The sequence below is a fragment of the Massilia cellulosiltytica genome, from assembly GCF_047325105.1.
In the GTDB taxonomy this organism is placed as follows: Bacteria; Pseudomonadota; Gammaproteobacteria; order Burkholderiales; family Burkholderiaceae_D; genus Telluria; species Telluria orientalis.
In genome coordinates this window covers 1,208,351-1,226,371 of the sequence record NZ_CP168562.1, presented here as the reverse complement: position 1 = coordinate 1,226,371, position 18,021 = coordinate 1,208,351, and the positions used below count along the sequence as shown (strand labels likewise).

14 protein-coding genes are annotated in these 18,021 nt (G+C 66.5%); 5 read left to right on the top strand and 9 right to left on the bottom strand.

Annotated features, from left to right (window positions below; all coding sequences use genetic code 11):
- Nucleotides 1–21: 21 nt before the first annotated feature.
- The 5 genes from ACEN9H_RS05440 to ACEN9H_RS05420 form a co-directional block, all read right to left on the bottom strand.
- Nucleotides 22–300: a DNA-binding protein gene (locus ACEN9H_RS05440; RefSeq protein WP_413674029.1), complete on the bottom strand. Its 279-nt coding sequence runs from the start codon at nucleotides 298–300 to the stop codon at nucleotides 22–24.
- On the bottom strand, nucleotides 297–641 hold the full coding sequence (ftsB, locus tag ACEN9H_RS05435; RefSeq protein WP_056136910.1) for a cell division protein FtsB: 345 nt from the start codon (nucleotides 639–641) through the stop codon (nucleotides 297–299). Before ftsB ends, ACEN9H_RS05440 begins: the two co-directional genes overlap by 4 nt.
- Nucleotides 642–707: 66 nt before the next feature.
- Nucleotides 708–1,994, bottom strand: a complete 1,287-nt coding sequence (gene eno, locus ACEN9H_RS05430) for a phosphopyruvate hydratase (protein WP_056136601.1) — start codon at nucleotides 1,992–1,994, stop codon at nucleotides 708–710.
- A gap of 191 nt (nucleotides 1,995–2,185) precedes the next feature.
- Nucleotides 2,186–3,037: a 3-deoxy-8-phosphooctulonate synthase gene (gene kdsA, locus ACEN9H_RS05425; RefSeq protein WP_371761139.1), complete on the bottom strand. Its 852-nt coding sequence runs from the start codon at nucleotides 3,035–3,037 to the stop codon at nucleotides 2,186–2,188.
- Nucleotides 3,034–4,716: a CTP synthase gene (locus ACEN9H_RS05420; protein ID WP_413674028.1), complete on the bottom strand. Its 1,683-nt coding sequence runs from the start codon at nucleotides 4,714–4,716 to the stop codon at nucleotides 3,034–3,036. The genes kdsA and ACEN9H_RS05420 overlap by 4 nt, the downstream gene beginning before the upstream one ends.
- 156 nt (nucleotides 4,717–4,872) lie before the next feature.
- On the opposite strand from ACEN9H_RS05420, the gene ACEN9H_RS05415 reads away from it, so the two are divergent.
- The 4 genes from ACEN9H_RS05415 to ACEN9H_RS05400 all read left to right on the top strand — a co-directional run bounded on the left by ACEN9H_RS05415 (nucleotide 4,873) and on the right by ACEN9H_RS05400 (nucleotide 9,427).
- A complete protein-coding gene (locus tag ACEN9H_RS05415) occupies nucleotides 4,873–5,991 on the top strand; it encodes a YjgN family protein (protein ID WP_413674027.1) in 1,119 nt (372 codons plus the stop codon).
- 10 nt (nucleotides 5,992–6,001) lie between these two features.
- Complete coding sequence (locus ACEN9H_RS05410; protein ID WP_413674026.1) at nucleotides 6,002–7,045, top strand: M48 family metallopeptidase; 1,044 nt, start codon at nucleotides 6,002–6,004, stop codon at nucleotides 7,043–7,045.
- A 206-nt stretch (nucleotides 7,046–7,251) separates the two neighbouring features.
- Nucleotides 7,252–8,937: a methyl-accepting chemotaxis protein gene (locus ACEN9H_RS05405; protein ID WP_413674025.1), complete on the top strand. Its 1,686-nt coding sequence runs from the start codon at nucleotides 7,252–7,254 to the stop codon at nucleotides 8,935–8,937.
- 88 nt (nucleotides 8,938–9,025) lie between these two features.
- Nucleotides 9,026–9,427 carry a PRC-barrel domain-containing protein gene (locus ACEN9H_RS05400; protein WP_413674024.1) on the top strand — a complete coding sequence of 134 codons (402 nt, stop codon included), beginning with the start codon at nucleotides 9,026–9,028 and terminating at the stop codon, nucleotides 9,425–9,427.
- Here the strand turns inward: ACEN9H_RS05400 and ACEN9H_RS05395 are convergent, their stop codons facing one another.
- Complete coding sequence (locus ACEN9H_RS05395) at nucleotides 9,428–10,753, bottom strand: amidohydrolase (RefSeq protein ID WP_371767642.1); 1,326 nt, start codon at nucleotides 10,751–10,753, stop codon at nucleotides 9,428–9,430.
- A gap of 220 nt (nucleotides 10,754–10,973) precedes the next feature.
- Between ACEN9H_RS05395 and ACEN9H_RS05390 the strand changes: the two genes are divergently transcribed.
- Complete coding sequence (locus ACEN9H_RS05390; protein ID WP_413674023.1) at nucleotides 10,974–12,593, top strand: methyl-accepting chemotaxis protein; 1,620 nt, start codon at nucleotides 10,974–10,976, stop codon at nucleotides 12,591–12,593.
- A 3-nt stretch (nucleotides 12,594–12,596) separates the two neighbouring features.
- Here ACEN9H_RS05390 and ACEN9H_RS05385 read toward each other — a convergent pair whose 3' ends face one another.
- The 3 genes from ACEN9H_RS05385 to leuA all read right to left on the bottom strand — a co-directional run bounded on the left by ACEN9H_RS05385 (nucleotide 12,597) and on the right by leuA (nucleotide 17,705).
- Nucleotides 12,597–15,248 carry a molybdopterin-dependent oxidoreductase gene (locus ACEN9H_RS05385; RefSeq protein ID WP_413674022.1) on the bottom strand — a complete coding sequence of 884 codons (2,652 nt, stop codon included), beginning with the start codon at nucleotides 15,246–15,248 and terminating at the stop codon, nucleotides 12,597–12,599.
- On the bottom strand, nucleotides 15,245–15,973 hold the full coding sequence (locus ACEN9H_RS05380; protein ID WP_413674021.1) for a 4Fe-4S dicluster domain-containing protein: 729 nt from the start codon (nucleotides 15,971–15,973) through the stop codon (nucleotides 15,245–15,247). Before ACEN9H_RS05380 ends, ACEN9H_RS05385 begins: the two co-directional genes overlap by 4 nt.
- A 79-nt stretch (nucleotides 15,974–16,052) precedes the next feature.
- Nucleotides 16,053–17,705, bottom strand: coding sequence for a 2-isopropylmalate synthase (gene leuA, locus ACEN9H_RS05375; protein ID WP_413674020.1), 1,653 nt, complete (start codon nucleotides 17,703–17,705; stop codon nucleotides 16,053–16,055).
- Nucleotides 17,706–18,021: the final 316 nt, after the last annotated feature.

The following is an 18,021-nucleotide window of genomic DNA, read 5'->3' as shown; positions in this document are numbered from 1 at the left end:
CGGCGGGCGCGAGAAGCTTGATCAATTGGGTGCGCCGTCGGCCGGACGGTGCAAATCGATGACCTTCATGATGGCCAGCAGGCTATCGAGGCCCATCTCGCCGCGGTTCATCGCCGCGGCGAGCAGGTCGCGCGGCAGGCCGGCAGCGGCGGCCAGGTGCGTGAGGCCCGCGGAGCGCGCGACCAGCTTCAGCGCCTCCGTCATGGTGTCGGGATCGCCGGCATCGAACGCGGCGGCGAGATAGCCCGCGACGGCCTCGAGCGTGTCGAGCGCCGGCGGGGAAGATTCCGTGGGGATCATGGCGCGCCCTTCTTGACCTTCGGCGGCGGTGGCGGCGGCGGTTCCGTCATCATGACGGCCGGCTTCTCGTCCTTGCGCAATACCTGCACGAAGATCTCGTTCGACTTGATCATGCCCAGGTCGTAGCGCGCGCGTTCCTCGACGGCGCCGAGGCCGTCCTTCAGGTCGCGCACTTCCGATTCCAGCTTGGCGTTGCGGGCTTTCAGCTGCTCGGTCTTGGCGCGGCTCGCGGCCACCTGGGATTCCAGGTCGGCCACGGTAAGCCAGCCGCCCTTCCCCAGCCACAGGGGATACTGGATCAGCAGCAGCAGGGCTGCCAGGGCAAGGGTGATGAGGCGCATGGATGAATACGGCTGGCGGGGTGTCGACACGAGCCCGGCGAACGAACCCGTGTCCATACTACTCGATTACTTCAGGTTGTAGAAAGCGTCGCGGCCCGGGTAGCTGGCGATGTCGCCCAGGTCTTCCTCGATGCGCAGCAGCTGGTTGTACTTCGCCATGCGGTCCGAACGCGACAGCGAGCCCGTCTTGATCTGCAGGGCGTTCATGCCGACGGCGATGTCGGCGATGGTCGAGTCTTCGGTCTCGCCCGAACGGTGCGAGATCACGGCCGTGTAGCCGGCGCGCTTGGCCATCTCGATGGCGGCGAAGGTTTCGGTCAGGGTGCCGATCTGGTTGATCTTGATCAGGATCGAGTTGGCGATGCCCTTCTGGATGCCTTCTTTCAGGATCTTGGTGTTGGTGACGAACAGGTCGTCGCCCACCAGTTGCACCTTCTTGCCCAGGGCGGCGGTCAGCGTTGCCCAACCTTCCCAGTCGCCTTCGGCCATCGCGTCCTCGATCGAGACGATCGGGTACTTGTCGCACCAGGTGGCCAGCATGTTGGTGAAGTCCTGGGCCGTCAGCTGCAGGCCGCCTTCGCCTTCCAGCACGTACTTGCCGTCCTTGTAGAACTCGCTGGCGGCGCAGTCCAGGCCGATGGCGATGTCCTGGCCGGCCACGTAGCCTGCCTGCTCGATCGCTTGCATGATCAGCTTGATGGCTTCTTCATGGTTCGCGACGGACGGGGCGAAACCGCCTTCGTCGCCGACGGCCGTGTTCAGGCCCTTGCTGTGCAGGATTTTCTTCAGGGTGTGGAACACCTCGGCGCCGTAGCGCACGGCTTCCTTGAACGACGGGGCGCCGACCGGGATGATCATGAATTCCTGAATGTCCAGGTTGTTGTCGGCGTGCGCGCCGCCGTTGATGACGTTCATCATCGGCACCGGCATCTGCATCGCGCCCGAACCGCCGAAGTAGCGGTACAGCGGCAGGCCGGATTCTTCAGCGGCGGCCTTGGCGACGGCCATGGAGACGGCCAGCATCGCGTTCGCGCCCAGGCGGCTCTTGTTCTCGGTGCCGTCCAGGTCGATCAGGGTGCGGTCCAGGAATGCCTGTTCGTTGGCGTCCAGGCCCATGATGGCTTCGCTGATCTCGGTGTTGATGTTCTCGCAGGCCTGCAGCACGCCCTTGCCGAAGTAACGCTTCGGATCGCCGTCGCGCAGCTCGATGGCTTCGCGCGAACCGGTCGAGGCGCCCGACGGGACGGCGGCGCGACCCATCACGCCGGATTCCAGCAGCACATCGCACTCGACGGTCGGATTGCCGCGCGAGTCGATGATTTCGCGGCCGATGATATCAACGATAGCACTCATGGTTCTTTAATCTCCAGAAAGTAAGAATCGATACAGTCGCGCCAAGCCGCACGGCGCGCTTTATTGAGCCCGTCATTCCCGCCTGGGCGGGAATCCATGCCGAGCCACTTCGATACGCTCGGCATGGGTCCCCGCGTTCGCGGGGACGACGTCGTTACGCTTACGGAACGACGTGGTACGCCACGTTCCTGTTATTGAAAGTCCGATTCGATAAAGCCGGCCTTCTTGACGATACGGTCGAGGTCGACCAGTGTGGTCAGCAAATCCTTCATGCGGGCGAGCGGCACGGCATTCGGGCCGTCCGACAGCGCGCACGCGGGATTCGGGTGGGTTTCCATGAACAGGCCCGACACGCCCGCCGCGACCGCTGCGCGCGCCAGCACGGGCACGTGCTCGCGCTGGCCGCCGGACGACGTCCCCTGCCCGCCCGGCAGCTGCACCGAGTGGGTGGCGTCGAACACGATCGGGCAGTTCGACTCGCGCATGATGGCGAGCGAACGCATGTCGGAAACCAGGTTGTTGTAGCCGAACGAGACGCCGCGCTCGCACGCCATGAACTGGTCGGGCAGGCCGGCTTCCGCAGCTGCGGCGCGCGCCTTGTCGATCACGTTCTTCATGTCGCCCGGTGCCAGGAACTGGCCCTTCTTGATGTTCACGGGCTTGCCGGAACGGGCGCAGGCGTTGATGAAGTCGGTCTGGCGGCACAGGAAGGCCGGCGTCTGCAGCACGTCCACGACGCTCGCGACGACCGGGATCTCTTCCTCGGTGTGCACGTCGGTCAGGACGGGCACGCCGATTTCCTTGCGCACGTCGGCCAGGATCTCCAGGCCTTTTTCCATGCCGGGGCCGCGGAACGACTTGCCGGACGAACGGTTCGCCTTGTCGAACGACGATTTATAGATGAACGGGATGCCCAGCGCCGAGGTGATCTCCTTCAGCTGGCCGGCGACGTCCATGGCCATCTGGCGCGACTCGATCACGCAGGTGCCGGCGATCAGGAAGATCGGCTGGTCGAGGCCGACGTCGAATCCGCACAGTTTCATGCTGCATCTCCTTGCAGGGCTGCAGGCGTGTTTGCAGCCTGTTGATTGGCATTGGCGGCCTGGTGGGCCAGCGCGGCCTGGATGAACGACGAGAACAGCGGGTGGCCGTTACGCGGCGTCGACTTGAACTCGGGGTGGAATTGCACGCCCATGTACCACGGGTGGACATTGCGCGGCAGTTCCATGATCTCGCACAGGTCTTCGTTCGGCGTACGCGCCGCGACGACGAGGCCTGCAGCTTCGACCTTCGGCAGGTAGTAATTGTTCGCTTCGTAGCGGTGGCGGTGGCGCTCCGTCACGACGTTGCCGTAGATCTCGGCGGCCAGCGTGCCCGGGTTCACGGCGCAGGTCTGCGCGCCCAGGCGCATGGTGCCGCCCAGGTCGGAATTGACGTCGCGCTTCTCGACCTTGCCGTCGTGGTTCTGCCACTCGTTGATCAGGGCGACGACCGGCTGGTCGGTCTCCGGATCGAATTCCGTCGAGTTGGCGTTCGGCAGGCCGGCCATGTGGCGCGCGTATTCGATCAGCGCGACCTGCATGCCCAGGCAGATGCCCAGGTACGGGATCTGGTTTTCGCGGGCATAGCGGGCGGCCATGATCTTGCCTTCCACGCCGCGCTTGCCGAAGCCGCCCGGCACCAGGATGGCGTCGTACTTGGCCAGGTTGGCGCAGCCCGTCGACTCGATCTCTTCCGAGTCGATGTATTCGATGTTGACGCGGCTTTCCGTGTGGATGCCGGCGTGGCGCAGCGCTTCCGTCAGGGACTTGTACGACTCGATCAGGTCGACGTACTTGCCGACCATGCCGATCGTGACTTCGTGCTTCGGATTCTCCAGCGTGTGGATCAGCTTCGTCCACATCGACAGGTCGGCCTTGGGCGCCTCGAGGCCGAGGGCGTCGAGGATGATGTCGTCCAGGCCCTGGTCGTGCAGCACCTGCGGCACTTTATAGATCGTGTCGACGTCCCACACGGAGATGACGGCCTGCTCTTCGACGTTGGCGAACAGCGAGATCTTGGCGCGCTCGTCGTCCGGGATGCGGCGGTCGGCGCGGCACAGCAGCGCGTTCGGCGAAATGCCGATCTCGCGCAGTTTCTGCACCGAGTGCTGGGTGGGTTTGGTCTTCAGCTCGCCGGCGGACGAGATGTACGGCACGAGGGTCAGGTGCACGAACGCTGCGCCCTTGCGGCCCTGGCGCAGCGACAGCTGGCGCGCGGCTTCGAGGAACGGCAGCGACTCGATGTCGCCGACGGTGCCGCCGATCTCGACGAGCGCGACGTCGACGCCTTCGGCGCCGCGGCGGATGTAGTCCTGGATCTCGTTGGTGATGTGCGGGATCACCTGCACGGTCTTGCCGAGGTACTCGCCACGGCGTTCCTTGCGGATCACCGATTCATAGATCTGGCCGGTCGTGAAGTTGTTCACCTTCTTCATCCGCGTGCTGATGAAGCGCTCGTAGTGGCCCAGGTCCAGGTCGGTCTCGGCGCCGTCGTCGGTGACGAACACTTCGCCGTGCTGGGTGGGGCTCATCGTGCCCGGGTCCACGTTGATGTACGGGTCGAGCTTGAGCATGGTGACTTTGAGACCGCGCGATTCGAGGATCGCGGCGAGGGAGGCGGCCGCGATCCCTTTACCCAGGGAAGACACGACGCCGCCAGTGACGAATACGAATTTGGTCATTGTGCAGAAGGTGCCGAACGGCACGCGCGGGAAATAGAAATTATACCTTAAACCTGCAAATACTTCCTCATTCCATCTTGGCAACATATCCCATTGCCAACAGTGGTGGACTGTGGCTACACTGGTGATCTTTCTTCCATGTCAAGAAAATCGGCCATGCACGCACCTGACGACCGTCCTTTCGATGAGCCGACTTCGCATGCCCTGTCGTTCTCCGGCAGCGGCGCCGAATACTTCCGCATCTGGATCGTCAACCTGATGCTGACGGTGGCCACGCTGGGCATCTACTCGGCCTGGGCCAAGACCCGCCGGCTGCAGTATTTTTACCGGAACACCCAGCTCGCCGGCGCCGGCTTCGACTTCCGGGGCGACCCGAAAGCGATCCTACGCGGACGCATCCTCGCGGTGGCGCTGCTGGCGGCGTATCACTACGCGTTCGGCTTCTCGCTCAAGGCGGGCGTCGTCACCGTCGCGCTGCTGCTGGCCGGCCTGCCCTTCATGATGCGGTCGGCGCTGCGTTTCCGCCTGTCGAACACGGTCTACCGCGGCCTGCCGTTCGGCTTCGCGGGCGGCATCAAGGAGGCCTACATCGTGTACTTCGTGCCGGTGGCGATCTTCGTGCTGCCCGGCGCGCTCGTCGCCCTGATGCCGGGGAATCCCGGCGTCGGCGCCATCTTCCTGCTGTACCTGTGCTGGCCGCTGATGCATGGCGCGATGAAGGCCTACCAGCACAAGCACCTGATGGCGGGCGACCAGCATGCCGCGTTCGGGCTCGACACGGCGGACCTCGCCAAGCCCTACGTGCGCGCATTCCTGATCGGCCTCGGCGTGATGGTGGTCGTCGGCCTGTCGATCGGCCTCTCGGTGTATCTGGCGCGCGGGCAAAAGTCGGCGGCGGCGTTCGCGGCGTTCCTCCCGGCCATCCTCGCCATCGTGCTCACGTATCTCTACATGCTGCTGATGGGGCCGTACATCCTCGTGCGCATGAACAACCTGGCCTGGTCGGCCACGTCCTTCCCCGGCATCCGTATCACGTGCGCGATGCGGACCTGGCCCTATCTGCGCCTGCAGACGGTCAACGTGCTGCTGACCCTGCTGACGTTCGGCCTGTTCCGCCCGTTCGCCGTCGTGCGCACGTGGAAATATCGCGTGGCCCACCTCAGCGTCGACGCGCCGGACGGGTTCGAGCAGGCCGTGCTGGCGGCGCGGCGTCCACCCGCGGCGGCGGCCGGCGACGGCATCGCAGACTTCCTCGGCGTCGACCTGTCGTGGTAAGGAGCGCAAGATGATCGCAGCCCATTTCTTCGATGGCCACGACGCCCGCCTGCAACCGGTCGGCCTGGACGTACGCGATGGCCACCTGCACGTCGATGCGTCCGGGTTCGAACGCAGCTTTCCCCTGGCGGACGTCGCGCTGGCCGAACCGTTCGAGCAGGCGCCGCTCGTGCTGCGCCTCGGCGACGCCACCTGCGAGGTGCCGTACGGCCCGGGACGGCAGGCGCTGCTGGCCGCGCTCGGCTACCGCAAGAGCGCCGTCGAGCGCTGGCAGGCACGCTGGCCCGCCGCCCTCGCCGCCCTCGTCCTCCTGCTGGCGCTGCTCGGCACCGGTTTCGTGTGGGGCGTGCCGGCCGCCGCCGAATTCGTCGCCGCGCGCCTGCCGGCCTCGGTCGACACGAAGCTCGGCCAGGCCGCGCTGGCCGGCCTGGAAGCGCAGGGCATGCTGGCGCCGTCGCGCCTCTCGGACGACCGCATCGCCGACGTCGAAGCCCTGCTGCCCCAAGCGCTGCCCGCGCACCCGCGCGTGCCCGTGCGCCTGCTCGTGCGCTCGTCCGACACGTTGGGCGCCAATGCGCTGGCGCTGCCGGACGGCACGATCATCGTGACGGACGCGATGGTCCGCCTCGCGCTCGACGACGACAACGAACTGGACGACAACGGCAAAGCCGCCCTGCTGGGCGTGATCGGCCACGAGGTCGGCCACATCGAACGGCGCCACGCCACGCGCGCGATGACGGGGTCGTCGCTGACGGCCGCGATGTCGGCCACGCTGTTCGGCGACTTCAGCGCCGTCGCCGCCGGCCTGCCGGCCGTGCTGACGCAGATGCGGTATTCGCGGGCGATGGAGCTGGAAGCGGACGACGACGCGGTCGCGGTCCTGCGCCGCAACGGGCTCGAACCGGACGTGCTCGCCGATGTCCTGGAGGCGCTGGAACGCGCGCGTCCAGGCGAGGACAAACTGCCGCGCTGGCTGAAGAAATCGATGTCATATCTGTCCACGCACCCCGACACCGCCGAACGCATCGCGCGCCTGCGCAAGACCGCCCGCTGAAACCCGTTGTCAACCTCATCATGGCAGTTAACCGACATGCATGATGCTGTCACATGCGGGCAACATTATGGTGCTCATATGCACACTTTTTGGGCGCAGAGTTCCATAAGGCAACAAAAAATTCTTCCCTGTACGTAGAATCAAGCCGGGAACTGTTTGTTACCTCTTCCCCCATAACAATCACGCTTGAATCAAGGAAGAACAAGATGGGCTTTCTCGCCAATATGAATATTGCGAAACGTCTCGGCGTGGGCTTCGCCCTGGTGCTGGGCCTGACCCTCGTCATCGCGGCCGCCGCCGTCTGGCGCCTGAATACGATCGCGGATGCGACGCGCGCGATGATGGCCGTCCCGCTGGCCAAGGAGCGCATGATGGAAGAATGGCATATGCAGACGTTCGCCGCCGTGCGCCGTACCGCCGCCATCGTCAAGAGCTCGGACCCCAGCCTCGTCGAATTCTTCAAGGCCGACGGCGTCAAGACCGCCAGCCGCTCGACCGAACTGCTGAAACAGATCGAAGCGTTGCTCGACAGCGACGAGGAACGCGCGCTGTTCGGCCGCATCACCGAACTGCGCAAGGCATACACGTCGTCCAAGGAACGCGCCATCAAGGCCAAGGCCGCCGGCGACACCGCGGAAGCCGAGCGCATCCTGAACCAGGAATACGTACCGACGTCGGAAGCCTACGAAGGCAAGCAGGCCGAACTGGTCAAGATGCAGCAGGACCGCATCGACACCGTCGCCAGGGAGATCGACAACGCCAGCCGCCACAGCGCGCGCATGATCATGATCGTGGCCGGCGTCGCCGTGCTGTTCGGCGCCGCCTGCGCGTGGGTGCTCGCGAATGCGATCGTCCGTCCGATCCGCCAGGCCGTGGACCTGGCCGAGAAGGTGGCCGGCGGCGACCTCACCCAGCACATCGACGCGAGCGGCACGTGCGAAACCGGCGCCCTGCTGCGCGCGCTGCGCAACATGAACGACAGCCTCGTCGCGATCGTCGCCCAGGTACGCAGCGGCACCGATACCATCGCCACCGCGTCGGCGGAAATCTCGGCGGGCAACATGGACCTGTCCTCGCGCACCGAACAGCAGGCCGGCTCGCTCGGCACGACGGCCAGCACGGTCGAGGAACTGACGGGCACCGTGCGCCAGAACGCGGACAATGCGCGCCAGGCGAGCCAGCTGTCGATCGCCGCGTCGGAAATCGCCACCCAGGGCGGCGCAGTCGTCGACCAGGTCGTGCAGACGATGGGCGCGATCAACGATTCGTCCAAGAAGATCGTCGACATCATTTCGGTCATCGACGGCATCGCCTTCCAGACCAACATCCTCGCGCTGAACGCCGCCGTCGAAGCGGCGCGCGCGGGCGAACAGGGCCGCGGCTTCGCCGTCGTGGCGGGCGAGGTGCGCACGCTGGCCCAGCGCTCGGCCGCCGCGGCGAAAGAGATCAAGGCACTGATCGTGGACTCGGTCAGCAAGGTCGAGGACGGCACGAAGCTGGTCGACCAGGCCGGCATGACGATGAGCGAAGTGGTCGACAGCATCCGCAAGGTGAGCGACATCGTGGCCGAGATCGCCAGCGCCAGCGGCGAGCAGAGCACCGGCATCGAACAGGTCAACAACGCGATCGCCGACATGGATTCGTCCACGCAGCACAATGCCGCCCTCGTCGAGGAATCGGCGGCGGCCGCCACCGCGCTGCGCGACCAGGCCGACAAGCTGGCCGAAGTGGTCGCCCTGTTCCATATCGACTCGAAAGCCATGACGGCACCGAAGGCCGCGCCCGCACCCACTCCCTCGCGCGCCGTCGTGCCCGTGAAGACGAGCGTCCGCAAGCCGGCACCGAAGGCGGCGCCAAAGGCGGCCGCTACCGAGGAGTGGGAAACGTTCTGAAGCCGTCCGTGCGCTCCCGCCCGAACCGGCGCGCCGGACTCGGGTTATGCTTCTGCTTCCGGACAAGAACGAGGCGAGGAGAAGGGATATGTCCTACGAGGAACGCGACGACTACGGCATGTACAAGAACAAGCACGGCAAGGGCCCGGGCCCGGAGCTGATGGGCGCGAACACCCTGATCGGCGACCACGTCCACAACCTGCAGAACGAGCACCTGGGCGTCATCAAGGAATTCATGGTGGACATGCGCACGGGTGCCATCGCCTACGCCGTGATGTCGTCCAGCCGCTTCCTCGGGCTGGGCGAAAGACTCTTCGCCGTGCCCTGGCAGGCGCTGACCCTGGACCCGCGGCACAAGCGCTTCACGATGGACATCCCCAAGGAGCGCATCGCCAGCGCGCCCGGCTTCGATACCGACCACTGGCCGGACATGGCCGATATTCGCTGGATGGGCGAGGTGCACGCGTACTTCGGCACCTCGCCGGCCTGATTACTTCTTCGGCATCAGGTCGAGCAGGATCGCCGTCTCGGCCTTGATGGTGTTGACGACGGTCGGCTTGAAGTCCGGCGCCCACTGCGGCGAGTGCGTACCCGGCAGCGGCTGGCCGGCCTTCTTCGCGGCGTCCAGGCGGGCGGCGTCGACGGCGCCCACGTGCAGCAGGATCGCCTTCACGCCCGGCTGCTGGCCGTACTGCGAAAAGTCTTCCGACGTCATCTTCGGCGGCATCTCCTTCACGAACTCGGGGCCCACCGCGCCCTGCACGGCCTTCACCATGCGGGCCAGCGTCTCCGGATCGTTGTAGACCGAATCCGTACCCGGCTTCACTTCCACCAGCGGCTCCTTCGGCGCGCCGGCGGCCATCGCTTCGCCCTTCGCTTCGCGCGCAATGCTGGCCAGCACGCGCTTGCGCACTTCCGGCTTGAAGGTGCGCACCGACAGCTGCATGGTCACCTGGTCGGGAATGATGTTCGCCTGCGTACCGCCGTGGATGCTGCCCACGGTGATGACGACCGGGTCGATCGGATTGTTCTCGCGCGAGACGAGCGTCTGCAGCGCCAGCACGATGCGCGACGCCATCACGATCGGGTCGCGCGCCTCGTGCGGCACGGCGCCGTGGCCGCCCTGGCCGAACACGGTGATGCTGACGACGTCGGACGACGCGCGGAACGGACCCGCGTGGTACATGATCGTCCCGGACGGCATGGACGCGTCGTCATGGAACGACAGCGCGTAATCCGGCTTCGGGAAGCGCGTGAACAGGCCATCCTTCAGCATCGCGCTCGCGCCGTTCACCGGCTCCTCGGACGGCTGGCCGACCAGCATCAGCGTGCCGCTCCAGGCCTTGCGGTTCCCGGCCATCAGCTTCGCGGTGCCGTACCACGCCGACATGTGCAGGTCGTGGCCGCAGGCGTGCATCACGGAGACGGTGTCGCCGGCGGCGTTCTTGGTCGTGACCTTGCTGGCGAACGGCAGGCTCGTTTTTTCCTGGACCGGCAGTGCGTCCAGTTCGGTGCGCAGCATCACGGTCGGGCCGGGGCCGTTGCGCAGGATGGCGACGACGCCGGTGCCGCCGACGCCGGTCGTGACGTCGAAGCCCAGCGCCTTGGCGCGCTCGGCCAGCTTGGCCGCGGTCTGGTGTTCGTTGAACCCAAGCTCGGGGTTGCGGTGCAGGTCCTGGTACAGCGTCTCGATGGCCGGGTAGCTGGCGTTCAGCTGTTCGGCGAACGGCGCGGGCAGCGCGGCGGCGCCGGCGACCTGGGTGCCGATGACGCCCGCCAGGAACAGGGTGGTGCGGAGAATGCGGGAAGATTTCATGGGTATCCGTGAACAAAAAAACGGGTGGACGATGCCGCCACCCTTTTTTACGCTAACAGATGCGTCCAAATGCGACAATGGATCGTTTAACAATTCCCAGAGGAGGCTTGTGGAAACTACGTAGTGGAGTGTTGCGTAAAAGTTTCTTTACAGTATTTATTTATTCCAAGTGGAAAGTATGATGCGTACAATACGTCCCTTCGTTTCACAAGGAATCACGATGGGACTCATTGCAAACATGAAGATCGGCCGACGGCTCGGCCTGGGCTTCGCCCTCATTCTCGCGATGACGGTGGCGATCGCCGCGGTCGGCGCGTGGCGCCTCACCGAAGTCGCCAATGCGACCAAGGCTATGATGGCCGTGCCGCTCACGAAGGAACGCCTGATCACGGACTGGTACAGCCTGAACTACGCCTCGATCCGCCGCACCGCCGCCATCGTCAAGAGCACCGACCCGTCGCTGGGCCCGTACTTCAAGGACGACGCGGCCGCCTCGGTGAAGCGCGCCGCCGAACTGCTCAAGCAGATCGAACCGCTGATCGCGGCCAGCGGTCGGGAACATGACCTGTTCGCGCAGATCCTCGAACAGCGCAAGACGTACAGCGCGTCGCGCGACGGCGCCGTCAAGGCCAAGGCCGACGGCAACGCGGACGAAGCCGCGCGCATCCTCGACCAGGCGTTCACGCCGGCCGCCCAGAAATACCAGGGGCTGCTGCAAGACCTCGTCGCCATGCAGCGCACCAGCATGGATGCCACCGCCGCCGCGATCGATGCCGACGCGACGCTCAGCACCCGCCTGATCGTCATCTTCAGCAGCTGCGCGCTGGCGCTGGGCGCCCTCGTGTCGTGGCTGCTCACGCGCGGCATCGTGCTGCCGATCCGCGCCGCCGTGGCCGTGGCCGAGACGGTGGCCGCCGGCGACCTGACGCACGCGATCGAAGCGCATACGCAGGACGAGACGGGCGCCCTGCTGCGCGCCCTGCGCCATATGAACGACAGCCTGGTGGGCATCGTCAGCCGGGTGCGCGGCGGCACCGATACCATCGCGACGGCCTCGCGCGAAATCAGCGCCGGCAACCTCGACCTGTCGGCCCGCACCGAGCAGCAGGCCGGCGCGCTGGAAGAGACGGCAGCGTCGATGGAAGAACTGACGACGACCGTGCGCCAGAACGCGGACAATGCGCGCCAGGCCAACCAGCTCGCCATCGCGGCATCAAGCATCGCCACGCAGGGCGGCGCCGTGGTGAGCGAAGTCGTCACGACGATGGGCGCCATCAACGCGTCGGCCAGCCGCATCGCCGACATCATCGGCGTCATCGACGGTATCGCCTTCCAGACCAACATCCTCGCATTGAACGCGGCCGTGGAAGCGGCGCGCGCCGGCGAACAGGGACGCGGCTTCGCGGTCGTGGCGTCGGAAGTGCGCAACCTCGCGCAGCGCTCGGCCGCCGCGGCGAAGGAGATCAAGGACCTGATCGCCACGTCGACGGCCAACGTGGACGCGGGCACGAAGCTCGTCGACCAGGCCGGTGCGACGATGGAACAGGTGGTCGGCAGCATCCGCCGCGTGACCGACATCATGGCCGAGATCACGAGCGCCACGCAGGAGCAGACGGGCGGCATCGAGCAGGTCAACCAGGCCATCGGCCAGATGGACCAGGTGACCCAGCAGAACGCGGCGCTCGTCGAGGAAGCGGCGGCAGCGGCGGCGTCGATGCAGGAGCAGGCGGCGACGCTGGCCGAGGTGGTCGGCGTGTTCAAGGTCGAGCGCGGGTTCAGCCTGGCTGCACCGGCGGCGGCAAGGCCCGTCGCACGCCCCGCCCTGCCGGCGAGGTTCTGATCCTTACACCTTGCGCACGCTGCAGACCGTGTCGAACCACGACTGCATGCCCACCAGCGGCGCCGGATTGACGGGCAGGATGGCGTTGATGTTCACGCCGTTGCCGCGCCCGCCGCGGTGTGCGTCCCACCACACGCCGTTCGTGAGGTCGTCGACGCGCGGCGCCGGCGCCAGGCTCTTGCGCATCGCCGCCTGGCCGGTGGCATCCAGCACGGCGTCGCGCGCGCCCGCGCGGCCCTGCGCGGCGCGCCCGCCCACCTGCCAGCCCAGCGAGTTCGACACGGCCAGCACCTTCGGATGGATGGCGTCGGTGACGAACACGCGGATGCGCGCGCGGCCCACGACCTCCTCGCGTCCCGCGGGCGCGGCCTTGAAGGCGACGTCGCCCCGGGCGCCCGAGCGGGGGCGGTAGGTCGTCAGTTCGACCATGTCGCCGGACTTCACCCCGATGCGCCGCGCCACCTTCGGATGCATCCACATCGGGTTGTCGTGCACGATCTCGGACAGGTACTTCTGCGACGCCGTGCGGCCCTGCGTGTGCACGTTCCACTTGAACGTCGTCAGGACGAAGCGATCGTCGGCAAGCCGGTCCAGGCCGGGCACGGGATGGAATGCCGGCATGCCGTCGTCCGCCATGCCCGCCTTCGCCGCGACCTCCGCCACTTCCGGCGCGAGGATCTCGAAGCGGCGCGACGGCGTGGCGAACCCGCGCAGCGGCTCGCCCTTCACCATCATCCCGATGGCGCGTTCCTTGCCGGCCTTGTCGGCTTTCAGGATGCGGCCCGCGTCGTCGACGCGCGTGCCGGCGAGCTGCTCCGCGCCCAGCCTGCGGCGGTACACCTCGTAAGTCTTGGGCTGGCTCGTGTCCACGTGCACGCCGTAGTGTTTCATGTAGTCGAAACCCGACGCGAACGTGCGGCCGTCCGGACCTTGCGTCGGCAGCTTCGAACACTGCGCGCGCACGAAGTCCTCGTGCTTACCGAACGCGAAATATTTCGCCTGCTCCGGCGCCAGGCGCCGGCCCACGTCGAACAGCACCTCGGGGAAGGACCGTGCCTCGCCCGGCGGCGCCGTCATCGGCTGGCGCAGCATCACGTAGTGCTGCAGCTCGAGGTTGTTGCGGATGTCCATGCCCCACCGTTCGAGATAGGTCGCATCGGGCAGGATCAGGTCGGCCCAGTGCGCCATCTCGGAATACACGATGTCCGAGCAGGCGTGGAACGGGATCAGCTTTTCGTCGGCCAGCACACGGGCGGCCGTCGTGCGGCCCTCCGGCCACGTCATCGGGGACACGACCGTGTAGCTCAGGTAGACGTCGAGCTGCGCGCGGCCCTGCTCCAGGTAGTCGTACACGACCTGGCCCACCTTCATCTTCTGCCACCGGTTCGCCAGCGGCCATTCGGGCGGGTCTTCCAGGTCGGTGCGGATCCTGGCTTTGGGCGGCTCGGGCTGCGGCGCCGGGTACTTCGCCGGCGCCAGCTTCTCCTCGAGCCCGTAGCAATAGCCGCCTGGCCGCCCGACGGAACCGACCAGCGCATTGAGCATCACGACGGCCCGTTCGTTGTTGAAGCCGTTGTAGTGCGCGCCCGTGCCGCGATTGGTGAACGCGGCGACGGCGGGACGCGCGCGTGCGAACTCGATCGCGATCCGCTCGATGTCGGCGGCCGGCACCCCCGACTGGGCCTGCGCCCACGCCGGCGTGCAATCCTTCAGCCACGTGCGCAGCTGCGCCTCGCCGGGCTGCACGAAGTCCTCGATGAAGGCGCGGTCGTGCAGGTTCTCGCGCAGGATCACGTGCGCCATCGCGAGCGCGATCGCGCCTTCGGTGCCGGGATGCGGCTGGAACCATTCGTCGCTGCGGCCCGCGGTATTCGACATGCGCACGTCGAACGTCACGAGCTTGGCGCCGTGGTCGAAGCGCGCCTTGACGACTCGTTTCACCAGATGCAGGCCGCCCTGGTGCGCCTCATAAAAATTGGCGCCGAAGTTCAGGAAGTAGCGGCAGCGCTCGGCGTCGATCGATTCCCAATCGGTCTCGCCCAGGCTCACGTAGTTGGCGGCGCGCTTGTTCGACGAGCACAGCGCGCGGTGGTTCAGCAGGACGGGCGAGCCGACCGCGTTCAGGAAGCGCGCGAACTCGGCCTCGTAGCGCGAGCGGCCCTGGTGGATCGCCACGCGCTCGGGGTGGCCGGCGGCGATGCTCTTGCGGATGCGCGCCGCAATCTCGTCGTACGCCTCATCCCACGTGATGCGCTTCCACAGGCCCTCGCCCCGCTTGCCCACGCGCTTGAGCGGGTACAGCAGGCGCTCGGGATACGTGTTGATCGTGGGACCGCTCTGCCCCTTCGCGCACGTCATGAAGCTGCCGAGGTTCGGATCGAGCGGATTGCCGCGGATCTTGACGACCTTGCCGTCCTCGACGAACCCTTCGATGCCGCACACGGTGGAGCAGTTCAGGCACACGCTTTTCACCGCCGTGGCCGTGCGGTAGTCGACGTGCCGCTTGCGCGCCTTGCCGTCCGCGTCGGTCGCGTAGTTCAGCGGCTCGGCGACACCGGCAGCGGCATCGCCCGGGGCGAGGAGGATCGTTTCGCCGACCGCCAGCGTGGCCAGCGCGCCTAGGCCGGACTTGAGAAAACCGCGACGTTCCATCATTTGCCTCCCTTCGGTTTGGCCGTTGCGTTGCCGACGACGGTGCCGTAATCGGCGCGCAGCTCCGCCCACGTGTCGATCTCGTACGTGAACGGATCGTGGTTGCGGCCCTTCGGCAGCTTGTTCTCGACGGCGCGCGGCACCACGGTCCCGATGCCGCGGTAATGCACGGCCGGCCGCGTGCCTTCCTGCGGCTTGAGCACGGCCAGGTCCTTCCCGTGCCGCGCGTTGAAGCGGCTCACGGCGCTGCCCGGATCGTTCAGGTCGCCGAACGCGAACACGTCGGCGGGACAGGCTTCCACGCAGGCCGGCTGCATGCCGGCTTCGAGCCGGTGACTGCAGAAGTCGCACTTGTCCGCGACCTGCGCGACCGGATCGATGTGGATGGCGCCGTACGGGCACGCGGCGATGCAGTCGCGCGAACGGTCGCAGCTGTCCACGTCGATGCGCACGATGCCGTCCGCCCCGCGGCTGATCGATTCGGTGGGACACGCCTTCAGGCACGGCGCATCCTCGCACTGCATGCACAGGGCAGGCAGGAATGCGCGCTTCGGCGTGACCTTGCCGGCGGCGTTCTTGCCGTGGAAGTCGTGGTAATAGACCTTGGTGCGGAACATGCCGAGGTAGACCGAGTTCTCGACCTTGCAGGCGACGGAGCAGGCATGGCAGCCGATGCAGCGCTCGGTGTCGATGGCCAGGCCCCAGTGCGGAGTTTTTTCAGGTGTCATGGCGTGAAGAATGGTGGGCCGCGCGGGCGCGAAACCCGCGATGATAAACGATCGCGCCGCGCGGCCCCTTCACATCGCGTTACGCCGCGGCCGCGAAGTGGCGGTTCACGCCACTGAGGATCGCCCGGAACGACGCGGTCATGATGCTGCCGTCCACACCGACGCCGAACAGCGAGCCGCCGCTGCCGACGCGCAGCTCGACGTAGCACGCGGCCTGCGCATCGGCGCCGCGGCCCAGTGCGTGCTCGTGGTAATCCATCACCTTGACGTCGAGGTCCAGCGCATTCACGAACGCGTCGATCGGGCCGTTGCCGATGCCGTGGCGGGTCGTGCGCACGCCGTCGGTCTCGATGTCCACCTCGAGCCGCGTGCCGTTTTCTCCTTCATTCGACATGGCGTGACCGCGATAGATGTAGCGGCCCGGGTCCAGGTACTGGCTGCGGAAGATCGCGTGGATGTCGGCGGCGGCCACTTCACGCCCGCTGCTGTCGGTCGCGTGCTGCACGGCGCGGCTGAATTCGATCTGCAGCCGGCGCGGCAGCACGAAACCGTATTCCTGTTCGAGCAGGTAGGCGATGCCGCCCTTGCCCGACTGGCTGTTCACGCGGATCACGGCATCGTAGTTGCGCCCCAGGTCCGCCGGATCGATGGGCAGGTAAGGCACTTCCCAGATCGCGTCCGGCCGCTGCTGCGCGAAGCCCTTCCTGATGGCGTCCTGGTGCGAGCCGGAGAATGCGGTGAACACGAGGTCGCCCGCATACGGATGGCGCGGGTGGACAGGCAGCTGGTTGCAGTCCTCGACGCACTGGCGCACCGCATCGATGTCGGAAAAATCGAGCCCCGGGTGGATACCCTGCGTGTACAGGTTCAGCGCCAGGGTGACGATGTCCACGTTGCCGGTACGTTCGCCGTTCCCGAACAGACAGCCTTCGACGCGGTCCGCGCCCGCCATCACCGCCAGTTCCGCCGACGCGACGGCCGTGCCGCGGTCATTGTGCGGATGCACCGAGAGGACGATGGCGTCGCGGCGCTCCAGGTGGCGGTGCATCCATTCGATCTGGTCGGCATACACGTTCGGCGTGCTGCACTCGACCGTCGACGGCAGGTTGACGATCATCCTGCGGTCCGGCGTCGGCTGCCAGATCGCGGAGACGGCATCGCATACCTCCTTCGCAAAATCCAGTTCCGTCATGCTGAACGTCTCCGGCGAGTACTCGAACACCCATTCCGTGCCGGGCCGCGCGTCGGTCAGTTCCTTGATCAGGCGGGTGCCGTTCAGCGCGATCTGCTTGACGTCGTCCGGGGTCGCGCCGAACACGATGCGGCGGAAGGCCGGTGCGATCGGATTGTAGAGGTGGACGATGGCGCGCCGCGCGCCCTGCAGCGAGTCCACGGTACGGCGGATCAGGTCCTCGCGCGACTGGGTCAGGACCTCGATCGTCACGTCGTCCGGAATGCGGTCTTCCTCGATCAGCTTGCGCACGAAATCGAAATCCGTCTGCGACGCGGAGGGGAACGCGACTTCGATTTCCTTGAAGCCGATCTTGACGAGCTGCTCGAACATGCGCAGCTTGCGCTCCACGCTCATCGGCTCGATCAGGGCCTGGTTCCCGTCGCGCAGGTCGGTGCTCATCCAGATGGGCGGGCGTTCGATGATGCGGTCCGGCCAGGCGCGGGACGTGGTGGAAACGGTCGGGAAACGGCGGTACTTTGCTGCGGGGTTCGACAACATGGACGACTCCTTTTCAGGGCTGTGGGAAAACGCGGGCGTGACGGGTCCCGCCGCATGGCGCGCATGCGGTGCGAAAAACCCGAACGAAATCAGAGGTGGCGGAAAGGCTGCCCGGCTGCCACGGGGCACGTGGCCAGGCAACCGGACACTAGTCGAAACACGGGAGTGAACATGGAACAGCGAACCTTATTCTGAAACTTCGGCGGTACGGCACGGCAGACGAACTGAGGACGATCTGCGGGAATGGCGATTCAGGCCAGGTGCGGTAGCACTAGCGGTAGCGCTAGGGAAGTCAGAAAGGTGAGGTTCGCGGTGA